General features: G+C 61.5%; 20 protein-coding genes and 1 tRNA gene. 17 read left to right on the forward strand and 4 right to left on the reverse strand.

The features are described 5' to 3' along the window. Window positions 1–90 precede the first annotated feature (90 nt). From IYY11_RS03700 to IYY11_RS03725, 6 genes are all read left to right on the forward strand, one after another. Window positions 91–166, forward strand: a tRNA-Phe gene (locus tag IYY11_RS03700). Between the two features lie 251 nt (window positions 167–417). Continuing rightward, complete coding sequence (locus IYY11_RS03705) at window positions 418–702, forward strand: peptidoglycan-binding protein (RefSeq protein WP_196402770.1); 285 nt, start codon at window positions 418–420, stop codon at window positions 700–702. Between the two features lie 13 nt (window positions 703–715). Beyond that, the gene (locus tag IYY11_RS03710) at window positions 716–1,201 is read left to right on the forward strand and encodes a peptidoglycan-binding domain-containing protein (RefSeq protein WP_196402771.1); all 486 of its coding nucleotides are present in this window, start codon (window positions 716–718) and stop codon (window positions 1,199–1,201) included. A 98-nt stretch (window positions 1,202–1,299) separates the two neighbouring features. Next, window positions 1,300–1,761, forward strand: a complete 462-nt coding sequence (locus tag IYY11_RS03715; RefSeq protein ID WP_196402772.1) for a peptidoglycan-binding protein — start codon at window positions 1,300–1,302, stop codon at window positions 1,759–1,761. 62 nt (window positions 1,762–1,823) lie between these two features. Beyond that, the gene (locus tag IYY11_RS03720) at window positions 1,824–2,270 is read left to right on the forward strand and encodes a peptidoglycan-binding protein (protein ID WP_196402773.1); all 447 of its coding nucleotides are present in this window, start codon (window positions 1,824–1,826) and stop codon (window positions 2,268–2,270) included. A 131-nt stretch (window positions 2,271–2,401) separates the two neighbouring features. Next, the gene (locus IYY11_RS03725; RefSeq protein ID WP_196402774.1) at window positions 2,402–3,151 is read left to right on the forward strand and encodes a L,D-transpeptidase; all 750 of its coding nucleotides are present in this window, start codon (window positions 2,402–2,404) and stop codon (window positions 3,149–3,151) included. A gap of 135 nt (window positions 3,152–3,286) precedes the next feature. Here IYY11_RS03725 and IYY11_RS03730 read toward each other — a convergent pair whose 3' ends face one another. Next, window positions 3,287–4,336, reverse strand: coding sequence for an alkene reductase (locus IYY11_RS03730; protein WP_196402775.1), 1,050 nt, complete (start codon window positions 4,334–4,336; stop codon window positions 3,287–3,289). 353 nt (window positions 4,337–4,689) lie between these two features. On the opposite strand from IYY11_RS03730, the gene IYY11_RS03735 reads away from it, so the two are divergent. Next, the gene (locus tag IYY11_RS03735) at window positions 4,690–5,304 is read left to right on the forward strand and encodes a hypothetical protein (protein WP_210331227.1); all 615 of its coding nucleotides are present in this window, start codon (window positions 4,690–4,692) and stop codon (window positions 5,302–5,304) included. A gap of 72 nt (window positions 5,305–5,376) precedes the next feature. Here the strand turns inward: IYY11_RS03735 and IYY11_RS03740 are convergent, their stop codons facing one another. Both IYY11_RS03740 and IYY11_RS03745 read right to left on the reverse strand, forming a co-directional pair. Continuing rightward, window positions 5,377–5,871, reverse strand: coding sequence for a DUF302 domain-containing protein (locus tag IYY11_RS03740; RefSeq protein WP_246719604.1), 495 nt, complete (start codon window positions 5,869–5,871; stop codon window positions 5,377–5,379). 254 nt (window positions 5,872–6,125) lie between these two features. Further along, on the reverse strand, window positions 6,126–6,545 hold the full coding sequence (locus IYY11_RS03745; protein ID WP_196402777.1) for a DUF3617 domain-containing protein: 420 nt from the start codon (window positions 6,543–6,545) through the stop codon (window positions 6,126–6,128). Window positions 6,546–6,709: 164 nt separating this feature from the next. On the opposite strand from IYY11_RS03745, the gene IYY11_RS03750 reads away from it, so the two are divergent. Continuing rightward, entirely contained in the window at window positions 6,710–7,363 is a 654-nt protein-coding gene (locus IYY11_RS03750) for a pentapeptide repeat-containing protein (protein WP_196402778.1), read from the forward strand. A 110-nt stretch (window positions 7,364–7,473) separates the two neighbouring features. After that, a complete protein-coding gene (locus tag IYY11_RS03755; RefSeq protein ID WP_196402779.1) occupies window positions 7,474–8,337 on the forward strand; it encodes a c-type cytochrome in 864 nt (287 codons plus the stop codon). 1 nt (window position 8,338) lies between these two features. On the opposite strand, the gene IYY11_RS03760 is transcribed toward IYY11_RS03755, so the two are convergent. Beyond that, entirely contained in the window at window positions 8,339–9,208 is an 870-nt protein-coding gene (locus IYY11_RS03760; RefSeq protein ID WP_196402780.1) for a serine protease, read from the reverse strand. A 323-nt stretch (window positions 9,209–9,531) separates the two neighbouring features. On the opposite strand from IYY11_RS03760, the gene IYY11_RS03765 reads away from it, so the two are divergent. The 8 genes from IYY11_RS03765 to IYY11_RS03800 all read left to right on the forward strand — a co-directional run bounded on the left by IYY11_RS03765 (window position 9,532) and on the right by IYY11_RS03800 (window position 17,300). Then, window positions 9,532–11,406 carry a methanol/ethanol family PQQ-dependent dehydrogenase gene (locus tag IYY11_RS03765; protein WP_196402781.1) on the forward strand — a complete coding sequence of 625 codons (1,875 nt, stop codon included), beginning with the start codon at window positions 9,532–9,534 and terminating at the stop codon, window positions 11,404–11,406. A 110-nt stretch (window positions 11,407–11,516) separates the two neighbouring features. After that, window positions 11,517–12,422, forward strand: coding sequence for a methanol oxidation system protein MoxJ (gene moxJ / locus IYY11_RS03770; RefSeq protein WP_196402782.1), 906 nt, complete (start codon window positions 11,517–11,519; stop codon window positions 12,420–12,422). A gap of 35 nt (window positions 12,423–12,457) precedes the next feature. Next, a complete protein-coding gene (moxG, locus tag IYY11_RS03775; protein WP_196402783.1) occupies window positions 12,458–13,039 on the forward strand; it encodes a cytochrome c(L), periplasmic in 582 nt (193 codons plus the stop codon). Window positions 13,040–13,107: 68 nt separating this feature from the next. Further along, window positions 13,108–13,398, forward strand: coding sequence for a methanol dehydrogenase [cytochrome c] subunit (locus IYY11_RS03780; RefSeq protein WP_196402784.1), 291 nt, complete (start codon window positions 13,108–13,110; stop codon window positions 13,396–13,398). A 104-nt stretch (window positions 13,399–13,502) separates the two neighbouring features. Further along, entirely contained in the window at window positions 13,503–14,558 is a 1,056-nt protein-coding gene (locus IYY11_RS03785) for an AAA family ATPase (protein ID WP_196402785.1), read from the forward strand. Further along, entirely contained in the window at window positions 14,555–15,400 is an 846-nt protein-coding gene (locus IYY11_RS03790; RefSeq protein WP_196402786.1) for a DUF58 domain-containing protein, read from the forward strand. The genes IYY11_RS03785 and IYY11_RS03790 overlap by 4 nt, the downstream gene beginning before the upstream one ends. 8 nt (window positions 15,401–15,408) lie before the next feature. Further along, window positions 15,409–16,302: a nonribosomal peptide synthetase MxaA gene (locus IYY11_RS03795; protein WP_196402787.1), complete on the forward strand. Its 894-nt coding sequence runs from the start codon at window positions 15,409–15,411 to the stop codon at window positions 16,300–16,302. Further along, a complete protein-coding gene (locus IYY11_RS03800) occupies window positions 16,299–17,300 on the forward strand; it encodes a vWA domain-containing protein (protein ID WP_196402788.1) in 1,002 nt (333 codons plus the stop codon). The genes IYY11_RS03795 and IYY11_RS03800 overlap by 4 nt, the downstream gene beginning before the upstream one ends. The last annotated feature ends 16 nt before the right edge of the window (window positions 17,301–17,316 follow it).

Genomic DNA, 17,316 nt, shown 5'->3' on the forward strand with positions numbered 1-17,316 from the left:
GATCTGTCGCGTTACAGATTTCGCCACCGTAGCGGGTCTGGACAAGTCGTTGCGCGCTTTCTATAAGCCCGACACATCGCGTCCGCGCGAGCCCAGGTAGCTCAGTTGGTAGAGCATGCGACTGAAAATCGCAGTGTCGGTGGTTCGATCCCGCCCCTGGGCACCAGAATGCTATTTTAAATCAAATATTTAAGGCAGGCTGCAAATTTCTCGCGGCCAAACCGCGCCGAGCTGCGCACTGTAAAGCGTCCCTCGAGATTTAGGTTCGCGAGCGCGGCGGAAATATTCGTGTCGCAACTGAAGCAGCGTCAGCCGATTTCCGCGCATCCTCATCAATTTGCATGATCACAACCGCGCTGAGCGAACTATGATTTGTCAGTAGCTCACGAGCGGCGTGCAAATGCGAGGACGAGGGTCATGACGCAGGTCGCAGTAAATTTGAAAACCATCGACCTCCGGAAGGCCGAACTGCATTCAATTGAAGTTGACGACATCAAGACGCTGCAGGCGCTGCTCAATCTCTTCCTCACCGCCGGCGATGTCGGCGAGGATGGCAGTCCGATTTCGCCCCTGATTCTGGACGGGACAGCCGGCGCGGACACCAAGCAGGCGCTGCTCGCCTTCCAAACGGCGGCCCATCTCGCCAAGGACGCCATCGTGGGTCCGCTGACCTGGAGGAAGCTCATCGAGCAGGACTTCTAAACGCGAGCGACCGATGAACGAAGGGAAACTCGACATGCCGGCGACGATCAAACTAGGCGACACCGGAGACGACGTGCGGCGACTTCAGCGTGTCTTCGCCCGCAACAAGGTCTTGGGACCAGACGAGGTCGACGGGGTCTTCGGACCGCGGACGGAAGAGGCCGTGAAGGACTTCCAGCAAGCGAACGGGTTGGTGGCGGACGGCGTCGTCGGGCCGGTCACATGGAGCCACGTGCACCCGTATCGCGAGGCGTCACCGACGCTTCAGGCTGGATCCTTGGGCCCGGTGGTGGCCATGCTGCAGGGCGTGCTCAAGACGGGCTTTGGTTACGCCGGCGCGATCGACGGCGTTTTTGGCCCCACAACCGAGAATGTCGTCCGTCAATACCAGACTAATGCCGGGCTCCCGGTTACTGGCGTCATGGACGAGCGGAGCTGGATGGCTCCCGCGGGCGCGGCCGGCGCGACGCTCGAGAGCCTCTCGGGTCTTATCCTTTAATCGAACTGGCAGCGCGGTCCGTATTGACAGCCGTCGTCATCTTTCAGTCGAGGCTCCTAGATTTTTTATTTCCATTAATATCGCGGGGAGGCATCGTAATGTCTGGCAGCATCAGTCCTTGGCCAGTGGTCAAAACCGGCTCCAGCGAACATCCCACAAAGACGCTGCAATATCTGCTGCGGGCGCGCGGACATAGCGCTGTCGTTGACGGCGTGTTCGGTCCGCAAACCGAAGCCGCAGTGAAAGCTTTTCAAGCAAGCCAGGGGTTAGCGGCGGATGGGATTGTCGGGCCTTTGACTTGGGCGGCTCTTGTCGTGGAGGTCAAAAAAGGAAGCCAAGGCGACGCGGTTAAGGGGGTGCAGGAGGAATTTCAGTTCCGCAACCTGTCTGGCGATCCTAGCAAAGGACCGCAAGTCGATGGAATCTTCGGACCCGTGACAGACGCATCGGTGCGTGGGTTTCAGCAAGCGCTTTCGCTCGATATCGCTTCCGTGAAAGTGGACGGAATCGTCGGTCCGGTTACGTGGCAGGCTCTGGTGAGCGGCATGCTTTCTTTTTAGCGTCGGCTTCAAGGTGGTCCGGAGACCAACCGGGCTCGTGTTTTTTGACAGGATGGCACCCCATGGCGGAACCGATATTGAAGTCAGGATCCAGTGATCCCGCCGTGCGGGACCTGCAAGAGGCCCTTAAGTCTCTCGGATATGATGTCGGCGCTGTTGATGGAGTCTTTGGGGCGAAAACCGAGAGCGCAGTCAAGAAATTTCAGCAGGCGCGGGAAATCGCGGTTGATGGCGTGGTGGGCCGAGTTACGTGGATCAACATCGACGAAGCTGATCAAAGCCATCCGGTGCTGAAGGTCGGCTCGACTGGCCTACCTGTTCGCCGTTTGCAGAGCCGAATGAGCGCCGTCGGTTTCAACACCGGCGGAGTCGACGGGCGCTTTGGCGTCACGACTGAAGCAGCCGTCAAGAAGTTGCAGCAAGATAACCGCCTACATATCGACGGCATCGTTGGTCTGAAGACTTGGCAAGTCGTTGACGCCCTGGAGAATGAGGGAGGCGTAAGCTAATCTGATCACGATTTCGCAGCCATGTTGCGCTTCCAACCTCGCCATCCCCCGCGCCGATCCCTGCCGGGCGAATTGGTTAACGGCGCGGATTTAGCTATATTGACGGGACGCAGCCGAGGACGGTGATCCCCATGCCTCCCAGAATCCGACAAATCCTGATCATATTTGCCTCAGCAGCGGCTGGGGCCGGCCTCGCCGGATGCGCCAGCACGCAGACGCCTGCGACGCTGAGCGCCTCCGCCGTCGCGCCGACGCCGCGCAGCGATCCCGCCGGGACGGCGGGACGCGTCGACGCGGTCGGCGTCCAGGGTGGGAATCTCTACGGCGAGATGAAGGACGCCGGCTTCAGCGTTCCCGCAGTCAGACCGGGCCTCGTCGATGCAGCATTCCATCGCGCCAACGTCGCCTACTCGACCAGAGAAACGCCAGGGACGATCGTGGTCGATCCCGCCGGACACTATCTCTATTACGTCGAGGCGGGCGGCCGGGCGACCCGCTATGGCATCGGCGTTGGACGCGACGGTTTCGCCTGGTCAGGGGAAGCGACGATCAAGAGCAAGCAGGAATGGCCGGACTGGTATCCGCCAAAGGAAATGATCGAACGCAGGCCCGACCTTAAAAAACAGCTGGTTGAGCTGCAAAGCGGTCTTGGCATGCATGGCGGTCCTGGAAATCCGTTGGGAGCCCGCGCGATGTATCTCTGGCAAGGGGACCGAGATACCCTCTTTCGCATCCACGGCACGAATGAGCCATGGACCATCGGGAAGAGCCAATCGTCTGGCTGCATCCGGATGATCAATCAGGACGCGATGGATCTCTACCAAAAAACGACCCCTGGAACCCGAGTCGTCGTTCTTCCCGCCAGAGTGGCGCGCCGGTAGCCCCGGCTAAAGCCGTTCCAGCCAGCCGGTTGCGGATGGGATTTCGGCGGCGCGCCGGATGATCTCGCGCGTTGGCCCGCTATCCGCCTGGCGCCCGCGCTCGCAACGGAATTTCCTTGGGCGGGCGAACCCCGCTCATGCCGCCGGATAATCCGTGTAACCTACCGGACCCTTCGTATAGAAGGTCGCCGGTTGGGGTTCATTCAACGCGGCATGCCTGTGAAGACGCTCGGGCAGGTCCGGGTTGGCGATGTAGAGCTTGCCGAACGCCGCCGCGTCGGCGTCGCCCGCGGCGATCGCGGCTTTGGCTGTCTCTGCGGCATAGCCCTCATTGACGATATAGGCGCCGCCGAATTCCTTTTTGAGAAAGGGCCCCAGCGCGTCTGGCCCCGCATGTTCGCGGGCGCAGATGAAGGCGACGCCCCGCTTGCCGAGTTCGCGCGCGACATACCCGAACGTCGCCTTTGGGTCGGAATCGCCCATCGAGTGGGAATCGCCGCGCGGCGCCAGATGCATGCCGACGCGGCCCGGCCCCCAGACGGAGATGGCGGCGTCGGTCGCTTCAAGCATCAGGCGCGCGCGGTTTTCGACCGAGCCGCCATAGCGATCGGTTCGCGTGTTCGCGCTGTCCTGGAGAAACTGGTCGAGCAGATAGCCATTGGCGCCGTGCAACTCGACGCCGTCGAACCCGGCCGCTTTGGTGTTTTCCGCGCCGCGCCGATAGGCCTCGACGATTTCCGCGATCTCGGAAAGCGCCAGGGCGCGCGGAATCGGATAGGGCTGGTAGGGGCGCAACAGGCTCACATGTCCGGCGGTCGCGATCGCGCTCGGCCCGACAGGAGTTGCGCCGTTGAGATAGATCGGATGCGAGACCCGGCCGACATGCCAGAGCTGCAGCATGATCCGCCCGCCAGTATCGTGCACCGCCTCGGTGATCCGTCTCCATCCTTCGGTCTGCGCGTGCGACCAAATCCCCGGCGTGTCGGGATAGCCGACGCCCATCGGCATGATCGACGTTGCTTCGGTGAGGATGAGGCCAGCGGAAGCGCGCTGCACATAATATTCCCTCATGAGCGCGTTAGGGACGCGCCCTTCGCTGGCGCGGCAGCGGGTGAGGGGCGCCATGATGATGCGGTTCGGCAATTCCATCTCGCCGATGCGCACGGGTTGAAACAAGATCGACATTGGGATGCTCTGCCTATGTGAGGACCTAATTTTCAGGGAAGGAATTCACGTGCTCGGCTCCGCGCGCCGAGCTTTACAAACGCCAAGCATCGTCTCAGCCTAGCTTTTGAACCGTTGAGACACAGTGAAAGCTTCTACGGGATTTTCCGAGGCTGACAATGCCGCGCAAGGCGTCTGATGCGAACATCGAAAGACTGGAGTGAAAGATGAGCAAGACCCTTCTCAGCGACTGGATCCTCGTCGCGTTCAAACAAAGGGAGGAAGAGCGTCGTGGAGGAGAAAATCGTCGCGTAACAGAGCAGGCCCGTGCGGCCTCATGCGCGCCAGCCGAGGCGCCGCCGCGGGACAACGAGATGTTGCGCAGCGAGTGGACGATCGCTGCTCTGCAAAAACGGTTTGCCGCTTTGGAGCAAAGACTCGCCTCCATGGAACAAAGAGAAGAAGAGCGCCAGCGATCTGAACGCGTCGAGGCCGCGGCGCGCGCCCGGCGAGAGGAAGAGCAGGAACAGGTCGTTTTGGGGACCTCGACTGACACAGCTCCTGATCAGAGTCAGGCGCACTGGCAGGAGGTCGAACAACCGCAATTTGTTCAGGCCGAGGTTGAACCGCGAGAGGCGGGAGCGATCTTACACGCCCACGAGCAAGTATTTGAGCAAAAAGCCCCTGAGATTGTAAGAGACAGTCAAGGATACAAAAGCCGTTTCGAAGTCCATCCTGCTCCCCGTCGCGGGATCGTTCGGACGATCGCGTACGGGTTCGTTTCCGCAGTCATGACGGCTTTGATCGCCGCAGCGATAGGTTTCGGGATCGCCGTTTTCACCGTGCCGATCGAGAAAGCGACGCAGTTCCACACTTACGTCAATCGCGCGCTCGCCGGTTTGCACGACAAATACCGAGTCGAGCGGCGCACGCCTCCCGCTACTCCACCCGATCAGGGACGTCCGTCATCCCCTGATGGATCTCGCTGAGAGAGGCAAGAACGTAGATAAGAGTAATTGCTACATGCAGAAATTGGGTCAGCGTGGCAATTTCGCGCCGCCTTAGTCGGCCGCTTGAAGCAATGCAGCTTCAAGCGCGGCGTCGAGATATCGGCCGACCTCGGTTACGCGTTCATCGTCGAACTGCCCGAAGAGCGATGACGGCTGGTCATATTCGAAGACCGAACTCCCATCTTCATCTTCGAACAGCACGACACGTAGCGGCGCATAGAGAGCGGCGGCGAGACAGTGACGCGTCATTTTGGATGCGGTTAAGGGATTGCCAATCTCATATTGAATCGCGTTGCGGCGTCCTCCAGCGATTTGCAATAAGGCGCCATGGTCCCGGGCGAGGAAGATCGATAGCTTGGCCCCGGCGTCTTGGTAAACCTTGACCGCTTGCTCGTCGTTCCGGCTTAAGTGTTCGACGATTTGCGCATCGAGCTCCGGCAGCGCAGCTTCGAGTTGTTCTCTAACCTCCGCAAACGTTTTTGCCGAGCGAATCTTGATGTGCTTGATGGCGACTGTTTTTGACGTGACCTCTGCTTTCGTCATCATGCCTCTCCTGCTTCGTGATGCGTTGCAGTTAGAATACGAGCATCACGAACGCTGAGGCTAAAAAAACGGCTCGCTGTAATCGCTGTATAAGTTTGAAACGAAGCGTGGGGACTGCCGAACTCGGAACAGAGCCAATGCCTAAGACCTACGACGCCATCGTCATCGGAGCAGGAGAGAACGGTCTCACCTGCGCCTGCTATCTCGCCAGAGTAGAGCTTTCGGCGTCGCAGTCCCGACTGGATCGTCGGGAGCGGCTAGTTCGTGCAGCGTTTGGACAGAAACTTCGCGTCGATCGTGAAGCCTGAGCGAGTCCCCTTCGCGGTTGCCTTGGACTGCGCGCGATACCAGCTCTTGAAATCGCCGGTGAACAGCAGGCTCGTGACGTCGCGCGCATCCTTCGGGTCGCATTCGATCGTGACGATGATCTGATCATTCGCGTGCGTAACGGAGGGCTTCGCGCAGCTTTCGTCCTGCGCGCCGATGATGCTGTCGCCCTCTTCGATGCAGACGTCATTGGTCTGCAGCCCGATCTCTGGCGAGATCGTCGAAATGCGCCAAAGGCCCGGCCGGCGCTTCGGCGGTTCAGCGTCGCTCGAAAGGGCAGGCGAATGTGCGCCCGCCAAAAACAAGAGAGCGACGACGAGACCGGAGGAAAAAAGTTGTGCGCGTTGCATCTCCATTCCTTATCGCGAAAGCGTATGGCGATCTACGTGCTGCCGGCGCCGTGGCCGAGGGCTGCCGCTGTTTCCCCGCACGCCCGGGAGATTGTTCTGTTGCGTCTTTTGAGCCGCCGTACATACCTTTGCAGAGCCATATGCATATGCCGGGGATTCGCGTGATGAGTTCGCCCAATCTGAAGCGCGTCGGTCGCGAACTCTTTTTTGTCGCGACCGCGCTTCTTTTCGCCGCCGCGCCCTTGTGCGCCTTAGCTGCGGAGATGACTCGCGCCGAGATCGAATATAGGGTCACCGAAGCGCAGGGTAAGCCGATCGATCTTTCAAATCTCGATCTCTCAGGCGTCGATGTCTCCGGCCTTAACCTGCATGGCGCAGACTTCTTCTCCACCAAGCTCGCGGGCGCGAAGCTGGCGAAGGCCGATCTGTCGGGCGCGAATTTCACGCGCGCCGATTTGCAGAACGCCGACTTCTCGGGCGCTCAGATGAAAGCCGCGATGCTCTATGCCGCGCTTCTCGACGGCGCGAAGTTTGACGATGCCGACCTCTCAAATGCGCGCATCATTGGCGGCGGAAAAAGCGTCAACTTTCGCCATGCGAAGCTGATCGGCGCGGATCTCGGCGCCGATCCCGCCAATCAGGGCATGGTTCCCGTGCGCGCCGAACTCCCCGACGCCAATTTCGACGGGGCGGACCTTACGCGCGCCAATCTCACCCATGCTGTTCTTACAGGCGCCAATTTCACCGCGGCGATCGTCACCGGCGCACGTTTCGACTATGCCGTCCTCGACGGCTCGAACCTTTCTCTCGGGCGCTGACTCCTGCGGCGTCTTACCGAACGTTCCTGCTCCATCTGGGAATATCTCCGCGAGACGCAAAGAGAAGGTTGCATTGAGTGCGCCATATCCGACACCAACGAATCTGCATCATGAGCGCTAAAGGACCGCCATCGTCTCTGGCAATGCTGCTCGCGTTCTGCCTGATCGGTCCTGCAGCCCATGCTGGCGATAGCGAACGCGGCCGCTATCTCGTCGAAGCGCTGACGGCCTGCGACAATTGCCACACGCCGCGCGGCGCAGCAGGCTACGACCTCTCCAGTCGCTTTAGCGGCGGCGCGCAGACATTCTCCGACAAATCCTATGTCGTCCGGGGTCCAAACATCTCTTCAGATAGAGAGACCGGCGTCGGGGCATGGACTGACGAAGAATTGCGCGCCGCGATCGTCGACGGCGTCGGCCGGGATGCCCGCCTTGCGCCCGTCATGCCGTCGGACTCGTATAAGCCGCTAACGCAGAGCGATCTTAACGCGATCATCGCTTTTCTGCGCTCGGCGACGCCGATCCGCGCGCCGCTTCAGGCGCCGCAGCAGCGCAGCGGCGAATGGGCGCCCCATCCGATGCCCGGAGCGTCGGCGGCCTTTGATGAAGCGTCTCTTGCCGACAAAAACACGCGCGGCCTCTATGTCGCGTCGATCGCGCGCTGCCTGTCGTGTCACAGCGAGGAGATCGACGGCGCGCCTGATTATCAAAATCGTCTCGGCGCGGGCGGAAAAACCTTTCGCAACGCCGCGGGCGTCGTCGTCGCCTCCAACATCACGTCGCATCCGGCAAAGGGCGTCGGCGCCTGGTCGGACGATGAGTTGAAGCGCGCGATCACACAAGGCGTGGCGCGTGATGGCGCGCCGTTGAGGCCGCCGATGTCGACGCTCTCCAAGGCGCATTTTTCGAAAATGTCGCCCGATGATCTCGACGCGCTCGTCGCCTGGATACGGACGATTCCACCAAAAGAATGAGCTAACGCGGCTTCGACGCGGCGTCACGGATCGCCTCGGCGAGTTCGCCTTCGAAAAGCATCGCCGAACCGAAATGCGTCTCGATATCGAAAGGCCGCTTCTGATTCATGTCGAGCGAAGCGCTATGCATGGCGATCAGACGGCCGTCTTCGGTGAACAGGCCGGAACCCGAGCCGCCATAGCCGTCATTGCAGTCGTGGCGCACGCGACGAGTGTGGCCTTCGGTAGGTTCGTCGACGCGATAAACATCGCATGACTCAGTGGTGGCCGCGAGGCGGGTATTGGAATGTCCGGCGGGCGAGACCATCACGACCTTGAAGCGCGCGCCCGTGGCGATATCGCTCGTATCCGGCGCGGGCTGCGGCCTCACGGGTTCAGGCGTTGGCTGAAGCAGACGCAGCAAGGCCCAGTCGTCTGTGATGTGCAGGGCTTTCGACTCGACGGACGCGCCGATGCGCAGGCTGTCCTCATCGAAATAGTAATCGCCGCCGGCGATCCTGAAGAAGCAATTCGTCACCGGATGCGTAGGGGCGAGACGCCGGTCGACGAAATTATGCGCGTTCATCACGACGAGGTCATGCGAACCGATGAGCCAGGCGGCCGCCGCGCGCTCCAGCGTTCCGAAATCGGAGTAGCACATGAGCACGCCGGCGCCCGTGAAGCGATTCATGTCCGCCTCGGTCATCGCTTGCCGCCTGTCGTCGGGATAAAGCGCGGCGTGGGCCGTTTGCGCGCCGATGCGCGCAAGCGTCGCGCCGAGCAGCATGAGCATGACCAGGGCGACCGGAAGAGCGGACGGGCGCAGAATCGCCGGAGTGAGCAGGCGATGACGGCGGGCAGGCGAAGTCATTGGCGAGAGAGGTTTTGGCATTCGATGCTTCTGATGAGGAGGGGATGAACGCCCTTCAACAAAATCTGTGTGCGGTTTTGCGTCAAGCGCCCCGACGTCGGGAAGCATGGGCAGCAAACATGCCAATCTTTCCCGAGACACATTACCGATAAATCGTGAAGACTCGGCCTTGCGCTTAAACTTATATGCCGGCGGATCGTCTCTCGAATTTGCGCCGACGCGCAGCGAGAATAAGCGACCGTCAATGAACCACGGCGGCTGCATTTTGCCGTCTATTTGCGGGGCGACGTCGCCGTCGAAGACGCCATGAAGGCGTCCGGGCGAGGTTGCAGGAGGACTCGTCGATGAGGAAACTGCTGAATTCCGTGTCCCTGTTGTCCGTGCTGATCGCGGCGCCGATCGTGACGATGTCCGCTGCGACTGCCGAGGATAAGCTCGAAGCTCTGACGAAGAGCGAAGACAACTGGGCGATGCAGGGCAAGAACTACAGCTCCAACCACTACAGCACGCTGACCCAGGTCAACGCCGATAACGTCAAGAACCTCAAGGTCGCCTGGTCGTTCTCGACCGGTCTGCTCAGCGGTCACGAAGGTTCGCCGATCGTCATCGACGGCAAAATGTATGTTCACACGTCTTTTCCCAATAATACGTTCGCGCTCAACCTCGACGACCCGACCCGCATTCTCTGGCAGCATAAGCCCAAGCAGAACGCCGCGGCGCGCGCCGTCGCCTGTTGCGACATCGTCAATCGTGGTCTCGCCTACTGGCCCGGCGACGGCAAGGCGCCCGCGCTGATCGTGAAGACGCTGCTCGACGGCCATGTCGTCGCGCTGAACGCCAGCACCGGCGAGGAATACTGGAAGATCGAAAACTCCGACTTCAAGGTCGGCTCCACGCTGACCGTCGCGCCGCACATCTATAAGGACATTGTGCTCATCGGCAGCTCGGGCGCCGAACTGGGCGTGCGCGGCTACATGACCGCCTATGACGTGCGCACCGGCGAGCAGAAGTGGCGCGCCTACGCGACCGGTCCGGATTCGGACGTGCTGATCGGCGACGACTTCAACAAGGCCAATCCGCATTACGGTCAGAAGGGCCTCGGCACGGCGACCTGGGAAGGCGACGCCTGGAAGATCGGCGGCGGCACCAATTGGGGCTGGTTTGCTTACGATTCGGGCACCAACCTCGTCTACTACGGCAGCGGCAATCCGGCGCCGTGGAACGAGACGATGCGTCCTGGCGACAACAAGTGGACGATGACCATTTGGGGCCGCGACCTCAATACGGGCGAGGCGAAGTTCGGCTATCAGAAGACGCCGCACGATGAATGGGACTACGCCGGCATCAACTTCATGATGCTCAGCGAGCAGAAGGACAAGGACGGCAAGCTGCGCAAGCTGCTGACCCATCCCGATCGCAACGGCATCGTCTACACGCTGGACCGTACCGACGGCACGCTGGTTTCCGCCGACAAGATCGACGACACGGTCAATGTGTTCAAGAAGGTCGATCTGAAGAGCGGCCTGCCGGTGCGCGATCCGGAATATGGCACGCGGATGGACCATCTCGCGAAGGACATCTGTCCCTCGGCGATGGGCTATCACAACCAGGGCCTCGACTCCTACGATCCCAATAAGGAGCTGTTCTTCCTCGGCGTGAACCACATCTGCATGGACTGGGAGCCCTTCATGCTTCCCTATCGCGCGGGTCAGTTCTTCGTCGGCGCGACGCTCAACATGTTTCCGGGTCCGAAGGGCGATCGTCAGAAGGCTGAAGGCCTCGGCCAGATCAAGGCCTACAACGCCATCACCGGCAAGTTCAAATGGGAGAAGATGGAGCGCTTCGCTGTTTGGGGCGGCACCGCCGCCACCGCCGGCAATGTCGTCTTCTACGGAACGCTCGACGGCTTCATCAAGGCCCGTCATAGCGACACCGGCGAACTGCTGTGGAAGTTCAAGCTTCCGTCCGGCGTCATCGGACATCCGATCGTCTATCAGCACAAGGGCGTCGAATATCTCGCCATCTTGTATGGCGTCGGCGGTTGGCCGGGCGTCGGCCTCGTGTTCGATCTCCAGGATCCGACAGCCGGTCTCGGTGCGGTTGGCGCCTTCAAGCAGCTCGCCAATTACACGCAGATGGGCGGCGGCGTGATGGTGTTCTCGCTCGACGGCAAAGGCCCCTACGACGATCTGAGCGTGGGCGAATACAAGGCGAACTAATCGCCGCTCGTTCCATCGATCTCATCCGCCTGAGGCGGTTACGAGACGCCTGTTCGGACGCGCCCCCATGCGTCCGAGCAGGCGATCGAAATGATCACGGAAAGAAAGCCATGTCGCGATTCACTCGCTTGCCCGTCGGCGCGTGCTGCGCACTCTTCGTCGCCCTTGCGGCCATGAGCGCAGAAGGCGCGTCGCTCGGCGTTACTGGCGACGCCGTCTCGAACGCCGCGACCGCTTCGGCGGCAGAGCCGTCCGATCCCAATACGCTTCGCATCTGCGCGGCGAAGAACCAGCCGCCGCTCTCGATGGAAGACGGCTCGGGACTTGAGAACAAGATCGGCGTTGCGCTCGCCGACGCCATGAAACGCAAGCCGCAGTTCGTCTGGTCGCAGCAGCCGGCGATCTATTTCGTGCGGGATTCTCTCGACAAGAAGCTCTGCGACGTCGTCATCGGGCTTGATACCGGCGATCCGCGCGTCGCGACGTCGAAGCCGTACTATCGCACCGGTTATGTCTTTGTCAGCCGCGCCGATCGCGACCTCGACATCAAGTCATGGTCCGACGCGCGTCTGAAGAAGCTCGGCCACATCGCCGTCGCCTTCGGCTCTCCGGGCGAAACGCTGCTCAAGGATATGGGCAAATACGAAGACAACATGGCCTATCTCTATTCGCTGGTGAATTTCAAATCGGCGCGCAATCAATACACGCAGATTGATCCCGCTCGCATGGTCGGGGAGGTGATCAGCGGCGCCGCCGACGTCGCGGTCGGCTTCGCGCCCGACGTCGCGCGCTACGTCAAGGCGTCATCGGCGCCGCTGCGGATGACGCTGATCGAAGACGATGCGGCGAAGAGCAGTGGCGAAAAAGTGCCGCAGCGCTTCGACCAATCGGTCGCGGTGCGGCGCGACGACAAAGCCTTGCTGACTGAAATCGATCAGGCGCTCGTAGCCGCTCGGCCAAAGATCGATGACATCCTCAAAGCGGAAGGCGTTCCTCTGCTTCCCGTCACCCAATGATGCGCCGCGCGCAAACGAAAAGCAGGACGAAATACGTGTCGAATAGCAAAAGAAGCGTTTCCCTGTCCCTCATCGGCGCCGCGGCCTGTTTGGTTGCGCTCGGCGCCATCGCGCAGACTGCAGGGATCACATTCCGCAATACGATCACGGGCGAGGTGCTGAACTTTGATGACGCGCTGCCTGAGGGAAAGGACACCGCGGGCGTCAAGGAATTCATGGCGTCGGGCAAGAATCCCTATAACGAGGATGCAAGCTGTCTGAAGCTGGGCGAACAGCTCTTTCTTTCCGCCTGCTCCGGCTGTCACGGCCACCTTGCCGAAGGAAAGATCGGCCCCGGCCTCAACGACGCCTATTGGACCTATCCGCAGAACGAGACCGACGAAGGCCTGTTCTCGACGATCTATGGCGGCGGGCAGGCGTCGATGGGGCCGCAGTACCAGAACCTCACGCTCGACGAAATGCTGAAGGTCATGGCCTGGGTCCGTCACGTCTTCAAGGAAGCGCCGGAGAAGGCGACCTGGCTGACGGACGCTCAGCGCAAGTCTTTCAAACCCTATGCGGGTCACGAAACCCTGCCGGACAGCCCGCCTGGAAAGTGCCAGGAGAAGGCGAAGTAAGTTCTACGCCGCCGTCGCCGGAGGCGCAAACACCGAGGCGCAAGCCTCGCAAAAAGGAGGAAACAGGGATGCGTAAGATGCATTTCGCCGCGGCGCTCACCGTCGGCATTCTATTTACCGCCGGAAGCGCGCTCGCCTATGACGGCACCAAGTGCAAGGCCCCCGGAAATTGCTGGGAACCCAAGCCCGGCTTCCCGGACAAGGTCGAGGGGTCGAAATACGATCCCAAGCACGACCCGAAGGAAATCGCCAAACAGCAGGCGTCAGTCCAGGCTATGGAAGAACGCAACAAGAAGCGGGTCGAGAACTTCAAGAAGACCGGCAAGTGGGAATATGACGTGAGCAAGATTGCTCAATAAGTTTCATCGCGACAAAAGCGCGATGATCTAGCGGCCACGATCTGGAGCCGGCGTATTCGACAACAGCGCATCGGCTCTATTCCCGAGATCGTGGCCGCCTCTTTATGTTTGGCGCGCTAGGTCAGGCCTTGAACGAAACTCTGCACGTCGTCCAGAAGCTCTCCGATTGGCGCGCGCGCGCCCTTGAGTTTGAACAGGAAATTCAAAAGGCGGTCATCGGGCAAGCGCGCGTCGTCAGGCTCGTGACGATCTGCATTTTCGCGCGCGGTCATGTGCTGATCGAAGGCGATGTCGGAGTCGGCAAGACGACGCTGCTGCGCGCCGTTTCGCGCGCGCTTGGCGGCGACTTCGCTCGCGTCGAAGGCACCGTCGATATGATGCCGAGCGACATTCTTTATCATACCTATCTGGGCGAAGACGGCCGCCCCCGCGTCGATCCATCCGAGCTTCTCCGCCATGCGGAGACGCTGCCGGTGTTCTTCTTCAATGAGATCAACCGCGCGCGCCCGCAGGTTCATTCGCTGTTGCTGCGGCTGATGGCCGAGCGTAGCGTGTCGGCGTTCAATCGCGTGCATCACTTCCCCTATCTCAATGTGTTCGCTGATCGGAACATGGTGGAGCGGGAAGAAACCTTCGAATTGCCGGCGGCCGCGCGCGACAGATTTTTCATGGAAATTCTTATGGCCGCGCCGGATGATGAGGAGGCGCGCCGCAGGCTGGTTTTCGATCCAGCGTTCCATGATACGGAAACGCTTCTCGAGAGGGTGAGCCCCGGCACGCTGGACTATCGCGAGACGCCTGCTGTTGCGCGCGCGATCCAGACGCATGTGAGATCGAGCGAAGCGCTTGAACGCTACGTGCTGAACCTCTGGCGGGCTCTCGTCGACCCAAGTTCGGCCGGCGTGTCGCTGCCGGACGTCGACCTCGACAGCCTCGTCAAGGGCGGCGCGAGTCCACGTGGACTGGCGGCGCTTGTGCGCGCTGCGCGGGTGCGCGCCTGGCTCGAAGGGCGGGATTATCTCATTCCGGAAGATGTGCGCGATGTCTTCATTGAAGTCATGGCGCACCGCATCTTTGTCGATCCGATCCACGCTTTGCGCAGCGACGACATCGTCAAGCGACTGTGCCGCGCGGCTTTCGACGCGACGCCCGTTCCATGAATACGCTCGTCGATATCCTATATCGACCGCGCGGTCGCTTTGCCGCCAACCACGTCGGCGCTCACACGTCGAGCGAGGTCGGCGGCTTTGGAGTCTTTCGCGACCAGGCGCCTTTCATGCGCTATCCGGACGCCCGCCGCATCGACCTCCGCGCGACGCTGCGCGATCCGTTCGGCGTCACCTATGTGCGTCGCTTCGAGCAAAGGGCGGCGATCGACGTTTACGCGCTCGTGGACCTTTCCGCCTCGATGGGCTTCGCCGGAGCCGTCAACAGATTTCAGGTCGCCGTCGATCTTTGCGGCGCGCTGGCGTATTCGTCCACACGCAACGGCGATCGCTTCGGCGTGTTCGGTTTCAAAGAGGCGTTGATTGATCGGGCGACGTTGCCGGCGACGCGTTCGAGAAGGGCGGCGCTCGCCGCCGTCGAAAGGATCGGCGCCGAAACGCCCGGCGGCTCGAGCGCCAAAGGCGTGCTCGATGCGGCGGCGGCTCTCGGCGCCACGCGCAAGCTCGTGTTTCTCATTTCCGATTTTCGCTGGCCGGCGCAATTGATTGAGCGGGCGTTGGAGGCGCTTTCACTGCATGATGTCGCGCCCCTCGTTCTGATCGACTCTCTTGAAGTCGCGCCGCCGAAGTGGGGCGTATTGGAGCTTTGCGACAGCGAGAGCGCTCGCCGCCAGCTCCTGTTGATGAGGCCCGCGCTTCAGCGGCGCTGGGTCGAAGCCGAGAAGCTCCGTCGCAAAAATCTTGACCGCGCCTCTTCAAGACGCAGCCGCGCGCCAATATTCATTCAGGACAGTTTCGACGCCAGCGATCTCAGCATGCGGCTGACGGCGGCGTGAGGCCTGCGATGCGCATGGCATGTGTCGCCCTCATGCTCGCCGCGTCGCTTCCTGCATTTGCGCAGGAAACGACGGTGCGCATCCACTCGGCGCGCCCGTTCGGCTATTTCGTGGGCGATCTCATTCATGCGCGCATCGACGTCTCCGTCCCCGCGGACGCCGTGCTATCGCGCGCCTCCCTGCCCAATCCCGGTCCGCTCAGCGGTTCGCTCGATCTCCGGGACGTCAAACTTCGCGAGACGATGGAAAACGGCGCGCGCCTATGGCGTCTCGACCTCACATATCAGAATTTCTATGTCGCGCTCGATGCGCGTGACATCGAGGTTCCTGGGTTCGATCTCTCCATTACGACGGCGACGGGCGCGCAGACCATCGCCGTTCCTGCATGGAGGATTGGCGTTTCTCCTTTGCGGGAGATCGCGCCGCAGAAGCAAGAGCAGGCGTCGGATTATCTGCGTCCCGACGGTTCGTCGGCGTTCGTTGACGAAGCCACGCCGCTCAATCTGGCGTTCGGCGCAGGCGCCGCCGCCCTGCTGGCGCTCGCTCTCGTCGCGCGTGATCGCGCCTGGCCGCCCTTCCAGCAACGGAAGGCGCGAGTGTTTTCAGCGCTCGCGCGTCAAATATCGACGCGGCGCGGCGCTGATGGCGGCAATCTCGCCGTGGCGATTCAATCGGTGCATCGCGCGCTCGATCAGGCCAATGGCGCAATTCTGCTGTCAGGCGACGTTCCGGAGTTCCTCCGCAGACATCCGGAATTCGAGCTTCTGCGCGTTGATTTCGAGCGATTTTTCGAAACCTCGAAGCGGCTTTTTTTTGGCGGCGAAAGCTCGGAGGACGACGAAGCCGCCGAGCAGCTCGCGCAATTTGTCAGCAGGCTCGCCAGGCAGGAGCGCGCAGGATGAGCGGCTTCGGCTTTGAGCACATCGAGCCGCTGTTCCTAGCGCCTTTGGCCCTGCTCCCACTGCTGCGGTCCGTCCTGCGCGGCGCGACGATCCCCTCGCTCCTCGCAGCGCCCGTCGACGGCCTTTCCGTCGTCGCCGGCATTCTTCTGAAGTTCTGCGGCGTCGTGGCCGTCGGCGCCAGCCTACTCGGCGCAGCCAGCCCCTATGTCGCAGGCGCGGACGTCGAGCGCTTTTCCGAGGGCGCGCAGATCGTCATGCTGATCGACCGCAGCGGCAGCATGAACGAGACCTTCGCGGGGCGAACGCCGTCCGGGGGGGAAGAGTCGAAAGCCGCGGCGGCGAGGCGCATTCTCAAGCGCTTTGTCGAAGCGCGCCGTCACGATCTCGTGGGCGTCGCGGCGTTTTCGACGGCGCCGATGCTGGTGACGCCGATTTCGGATCATATCGGCGCCACCGAAGCCGCCATCGACGCGATCGACCGTCCGGGCCTCGACTATACGAATATCGCGCGCGGGCTCGCCATGGCGCTCTCGATGTTCAAGACGAGTCAGGCTGATCTGTCGCGCGCGGTTCTGCTGATATCCGACGGCGCCGGCGTGATCGATCCAAAGCTGCGCGATGATTTACAGGCGGAATTCCGCAAGACGAACGTCAGCCTTTACTGGCTGTTCCTGCGCACCCAAGGCAGCAGAGGCATCTCCGATCAGCCGGCGGGCGACGATGAGTCGCCGCAGGCCGCGCCAGAACGCCATCTCGATCTCTTCTTCAAATCGCTCGGCGTCCCTTACCAGGCCTTCGAGGCAGAAGGCGTCGAGGCGACGCAGGAGGCCGTCAAGCAGATCGACAGGCTCGAACGCCATCCCGTCCGATATGTCGAAAAATTGCCGCGCACGGATCTGAGCGCATGGGCCTTCGCGCTCGCGCTCGCCGCCATGGCGCTTCTTCTCGCTGCGAAGCTCGCAGAGGTCAGGCTGAGCGTCGGGGACAACGCGCGATGAGGACCTTCGAGACCAG

The sequence above is a fragment of the Methylocystis sp. H62 genome (assembly GCF_015709515.1).
Classification (GTDB): domain Bacteria; phylum Pseudomonadota; class Alphaproteobacteria; order Rhizobiales; family Beijerinckiaceae; genus Methylocystis.

Coding starts and splice junctions, on each gene's coding strand:
- IYY11_RS03760 (WP_196402780.1), bottom strand. CDS start 9,208: ATGCCAAAACCTCTCTCGCCAATGACTTCGCCTGCCCGCCGTCATCGC.
- IYY11_RS03785 (WP_196402785.1), top strand. CDS start 13,503: ATGTTTGGCGCGCTAGGTCAGGCCTTGAACGAAACTCTGCACGTCGTC.
- IYY11_RS03735 (WP_210331227.1), top strand. CDS start 4,690: ATGTTGCGCAGCGAGTGGACGATCGCTGCTCTGCAAAAACGGTTTGCC.
- IYY11_RS03765 (WP_196402781.1), top strand. CDS start 9,532: ATGAGGAAACTGCTGAATTCCGTGTCCCTGTTGTCCGTGCTGATCGCG.
- IYY11_RS03780 (WP_196402784.1), top strand. CDS start 13,108: ATGCGTAAGATGCATTTCGCCGCGGCGCTCACCGTCGGCATTCTATTT.
- IYY11_RS03750 (WP_196402778.1), top strand. CDS start 6,710: ATGAGTTCGCCCAATCTGAAGCGCGTCGGTCGCGAACTCTTTTTTGTC.
- IYY11_RS03790 (WP_196402786.1), top strand. CDS start 14,555: ATGAATACGCTCGTCGATATCCTATATCGACCGCGCGGTCGCTTTGCC.
- IYY11_RS03800 (WP_196402788.1), top strand. CDS start 16,299: ATGAGCGGCTTCGGCTTTGAGCACATCGAGCCGCTGTTCCTAGCGCCT.
- IYY11_RS03710 (WP_196402771.1), top strand. CDS start 716: ATGAACGAAGGGAAACTCGACATGCCGGCGACGATCAAACTAGGCGAC.
- IYY11_RS03745 (WP_196402777.1), bottom strand. CDS start 6,545: ATGCAACGCGCACAACTTTTTTCCTCCGGTCTCGTCGTCGCTCTCTTG.
- IYY11_RS03755 (WP_196402779.1), top strand. CDS start 7,474: ATGAGCGCTAAAGGACCGCCATCGTCTCTGGCAATGCTGCTCGCGTTC.
- IYY11_RS03715 (WP_196402772.1), top strand. CDS start 1,300: ATGTCTGGCAGCATCAGTCCTTGGCCAGTGGTCAAAACCGGCTCCAGC.
- IYY11_RS03720 (WP_196402773.1), top strand. CDS start 1,824: ATGGCGGAACCGATATTGAAGTCAGGATCCAGTGATCCCGCCGTGCGG.
- IYY11_RS03795 (WP_196402787.1), top strand. CDS start 15,409: ATGCGCATGGCATGTGTCGCCCTCATGCTCGCCGCGTCGCTTCCTGCA.
- IYY11_RS03740 (WP_246719604.1), bottom strand. CDS start 5,871: ATGATGACGAAAGCAGAGGTCACGTCAAAAACAGTCGCCATCAAGCAC.
- moxJ (WP_196402782.1), top strand. CDS start 11,517: ATGTCGCGATTCACTCGCTTGCCCGTCGGCGCGTGCTGCGCACTCTTC.
- IYY11_RS03725 (WP_196402774.1), top strand. CDS start 2,402: ATGCCTCCCAGAATCCGACAAATCCTGATCATATTTGCCTCAGCAGCG.
- IYY11_RS03730 (WP_196402775.1), bottom strand. CDS start 4,336: ATGTCGATCTTGTTTCAACCCGTGCGCATCGGCGAGATGGAATTGCCG.
- IYY11_RS03705 (WP_196402770.1), top strand. CDS start 418: ATGACGCAGGTCGCAGTAAATTTGAAAACCATCGACCTCCGGAAGGCC.